General features: G+C 71.0%; 2 protein-coding genes. Both read right to left on the bottom strand.

Going from position 1 to position 4,363, the window contains the following annotated elements; all coding sequences use genetic code 11:
- Positions 1-1,523, bottom strand: a 1,523-nt coding sequence (locus ACWDY5_RS41390; protein ID WP_449727592.1) for an ABC transporter ATP-binding protein, incomplete at its 3' end; no start/stop codon positions are given.
- Positions 1,520-4,363 (bottom strand): lantibiotic dehydratase (locus ACWDY5_RS41385; protein WP_449727591.1); only part of this gene is annotated, 2,844 nt, incomplete at its 5' end. The genes ACWDY5_RS41390 and ACWDY5_RS41385, both read right to left, overlap by 4 nt.

The raw sequence follows: 4,363 nt of genomic DNA, 5'->3' as shown, positions 1-4,363 counted from the left end.
GCCCGCATGAACGCCCTGGCCAGTGCGACCTTCTGCCACTGGCCGCCGGAGAGCTGGTGGCCGTTCTCGAAGTGGCGGCCCAGCATGGCGTCGTAGCCGTCCGGCAGGATGTCCACAATGGAGTCAGCGCCACTGGCCTGTGCGGCGCGGCGGATCCGGTCGGTGTCGGCGCGGTGCTCGATCTGCCCGAAGCCGATGTTGTCCCGCACCGGCAGCTCGTAGCGGATGTAGTCCTGGAAGATGACGCCGAGGTTGCGGCGCAGGTCTTCCAGGTCGAACTCCTGGATCGGCACGCCGTCGAGCAGGATCTCCCCGCTGGTGGGCTCGTAGAGCCGGGTGAGCAGCTTGACCAGGGTGGTCTTGCCCGCGCCGTTCTGGCCGACCAGGGCCACGCAGTTGCCGGCAGGCATGGTGAAGCTGACCCGGTCCAGGACCTGTTCGCTGGTGCCGGGGTAGGTGAAGCTGACCTCGCGGAACTCGATGCCCTGGCGCAGCCGCTCCGGGAACTTCCGCTGCCCGCCCCGGATCTGCCGCTCGGGCAGGTCGAGCAGCTCGAACAGGTTGCTCACGAACAGCTTGTTCTCGAACAGGTTGGCCACGCCGACCAGCAGGGTGTGCCCCGATGCCTGCACGATGCCGATCGCCTGCAGGTACCCGGCCAGCTCGCCGATCTGCCCGGTGTCCTTGGTGGCCAGCATCGCGAACACCAGCGCCCCGGCCGAGATCAGCACGCTCACCAGGCCGAAGACGCCGAGCGAGACGGACTGGCGGCGGGTGATGTCGCGGTCCACCCGCAGGAACCGCTGCACCTGGTCGCGGTAGGCCTTGATCAGGTGGCCGTCGAGCTGGAAGAGCCGGACCTCCTTGAAGGAGTGGTCGGTGGTGGTCAGGTACTGGAGGTACACCAGGCGGCGGCGATCGGCGGCCCGGCCGTACTCGATCTCGTACATCTTCTTGCCGTACCACATCTGCGCGATCGCGGACGGGATCGGCGAGATCAGGATGAGCACCGCGACCCAGAAGTTCCAGGAGAACAGCACCGCGGAGACGGACAGGATGGTGATCAGCTCGCGGGCGAAGGCCAGGGTGTCGGTGAACAGCTGATGGATCCGGGTGCCGCTGCTCTCCTGGAAGGCGCGCTGGAGCTTGTCGTAGGAGTCGGCGTCCTCGTAGTCCTGCAGCTCCATCCTGGTGCCCTTGCGCATCACCTCCTCGCCGACCGCGGTGGACAGGTGCAGGCGCAGCACCGAGTCCAGGTAGCCGTGCCACACCCCGAGCAGGTGCGCGGCCACCGAGACGGCCAGGATGAGCAGGCCGACCGCGAGCACCGCGGGGCCGAAGTCGCCCTGGCCTCGCGCGGCGATGGCCTCGGCCACGGTCTGCACCGCGGTGGCGGTGAGCTGCAACTGGATCGCGGGCACCACCGAGACCGCGACGGTGACCAGGATCAGCGCCAGCACGCGCAGCGGGCTGAGGTCCCAGAGCATCTTGGCGATCCGCAGCCAGTGGTTGTTCGGGTTCATGCCGTGGCCTCCGGTGCGGGTCGGCCGCCGATGGCGCGCAGAGCCTGCCGCCACAGCGCGTAGAGGTGCGATTCGCGGCGCAGGTCGATCGGCAGCAACCGGTTGACCTGCATGTGCGCCAGGCTGCCCAGCACCCCGGCCTCGGTGCCCCACAGCTGCCCGCCGGTCACCGCCGCCTGCGCCGCGGCGACCGACTCTTGTTGCGGGGACAGGACTTCGGCGATCAGCTCGTGGTGCCGCCTGCCCTGTTCGTGCGGGCGGAAGTCCCACGGGACCAGGAGTTCGGTGAGATAGGCGCGGTGCTGCTGGAACTCGGCGCGCACGAGGTCGGCGTCCGCGCCACCGCTGCCGGGCAGCAACTCCATGCGTTCCTCCGGCCCGAGGCCCCACTGCCGGTACAGGGTGTCCACCGCGGCGATCGCGGCGAAGTCGGGGCGCAGGTCACTGTCGTTGTGCAGCAATGAAACCAGGTCGGCGGTGACCGCGCTGTTGGCGGCGAAGACCTCCTCCACCGTGTCGTAGACCAGTGGGCCGCCGTAGCGTTCGATCTCCGGGGTGTAGCCCGCGAGCGCGGTGTCGAAGGCGAGGCCCTGCTCGACGAGCTGCTTGCCCCACACCGTGAGTTGCCACAGCAGGGCGGGCTCGGCCTCGGGGCGCACGGCCCGGAAACGCAGTCGCAGGTGCGGGCGCGGGTCCAGGTAACGGATGTAGAACCAGCGGTCGATCAGGCCCTGCTCGCCCAGCGTCGCGACCAGCTCGCGCAGGCTGGTGCTGATGATCTCGTCTTGCTGGGCCATTCCGGTGTACAGCTTGAGGAAGCTCCACTGACCGCCGGGCAGGTGCAGCCGCGCCGGAGCGTCGTCGGTGTCCACCGGCGCGGACAGCGTGACCTCGCTGCGCGCGGTGTCCGCGCTGCTGCGGGCCAGCAGGGGGACCACGATCTCCTCCAGGTAGGCCGCACCGTCGGTGTCGTGCAGCCACTGCTGACCGAAGGCGGGCAGCATCTCGTGCACGGTCACCGGGCCGCGGTTGAGCTCGGTGGCCAGCTCGTCCAGGCAGACCGGGTGGTCCAGGTCGAGCAGCAGCCGGTTGTCCGCCTCCACCAGGTACACGTGCCTGGGCACCCGCCACTGCTCCCGCCAGGCGCGGACCTCGGCCTTGAAGTCCTTGCCGGGCAACGAGGTCAGCCGCCATTGAGCCGGGCGCAGCACGACCTTGCCGCGGGTGACCCTGGGCAGGAAGGGCATCGTGTCCAGTGGTCCCCAGCGGAAGCCGCAGGGCATGGCGTAGCCGTCGTTGGAGACCTCCAGCACGAACCGGGCCACGTTGGGCGCCACGTGCGGGCTGAGCATGTGGTTCTGCGAGACCACCACCTGCTTGCCCAGCCGCTTGGACCACAGGAACAGGCGGTCCTCGGTGGCGCCGACGCACAGGTCGGCCAGGTCGATCACCCGCTCCGGCGGCACCGAGGGCGCGGTGTTGACCGGGACCTCGTAGCCGCGCAGCAGCGGCCGCAGCGCCACATTGGCCGCCCGGCCGTGGTTGGGCAGGTAGCACAGCTCGGCGTAGACCACCTCGGGGCTGAGCTCCTCCTCGCGGCGGGCGTAGCCGCGCAGCCGGTCCACCGCCTCCTCGCCGAGCAGGTCGAAGAACCGGCCGGAGGTGCGGCCGCCGAAGGCCAGGCCTTCCTCGCGCAGCACCGCTCGCCACTGTCCCGCCGACCGGTCGGCAGCGAGCTGGGCGTAGACGTCCAGCGCCGGGTACAGCGCCAGCGGCGGCGCGTCCTCCGGTGGGGCGAAGCGGTTCAGCCACTCGTCGGTCAGCTCGATCTCGGCTTCGCCGGAGCACCAGGCCTGCACCGCGAACTCGGTGAGCACCTGGTCGAAGTCCTGCTGCCAGGGCTCGCCCACGTTGTGCGGCAACGGATAGGAGCGCGGCGGCTCGGTGTAGGTGGGTGGCGCGTCCAGGCCGTGCTCCGGGCTGAGCAGCTCCAGCACCGGCACCAGCGCGAGCAGCCCGTACCGCTCGGTGAAGGCGTCCCGGTACTGGGCGAGGTGGTGGTTGTGCCCCGGCAGCGCGGCGGACAGGCGCATCAGGCAGTCCACCGCCTCGGCCACCGCGTGCCCGACCTCGGCGCTGAGCTGGGGCTGGGCCAGGTCCAGGGTGGCGTCCAGCTGGTAGGTCGGGCCGGTGTGCTCGGGCGTCAGCGCACGCTGGGCGGCGGTCAGCGCGGCCAGCGCGGCGGGGTCCTCGCTGGTGGCGGCGTGGTGGGCCAGGTCGATGACCTCGCGCAGCGCCTCGGCGGTTCCGGCCGCGGCCTCGATCCCGGCCAGTGCCTTGGCCAGGTGAGCCTCCGGGTGGGCCACGGTCAGCGGCGGGCGCAGGTCGCTGGTCAGGAAGTTCAGCGTGCGCAGCTCGTCCACCAGCCCGGCGACCCTGGCCGGGTCGACGCCGGGGAACTCCTCGGCCAGCGCGGTGAGCAGCTGCCCGTACGGGATCGGGGTGGCGGCCAGCCTGGTCACCGCGAGCGCGGCGGTGGTGGCCCGCACCCGGACCGCGCGGTTGTCGTTGTGGCCATAGATGTCGGCGTAGGGCAGCACGAGGCGGTCGCCGCTGTGGTGCACGCTGGAGTTGAGCACCACGCGCAGGTGCGGCCGCAGCGCCTGGTCCTCCTCCAGCTGCTTGATCAGGGTCAGCAGCCAGGCCATGTCGGCGCGGATCCGGTTGTCCCGCAAGGCCGGGACGCCCAGCCGCGCGGTGGTCTCCGCCCCGAACTCCCCGACCGCGACACCGGAGAACGCGCCGAAGGGGGTGGGCCGGGTGGCCATCCTGGTGAGGTA

The sequence above is a fragment of the Crossiella sp. NPDC003009 genome, from assembly GCF_053591555.1.
This window is presented reverse-complemented; position numbering and strand designations above follow the sequence as displayed.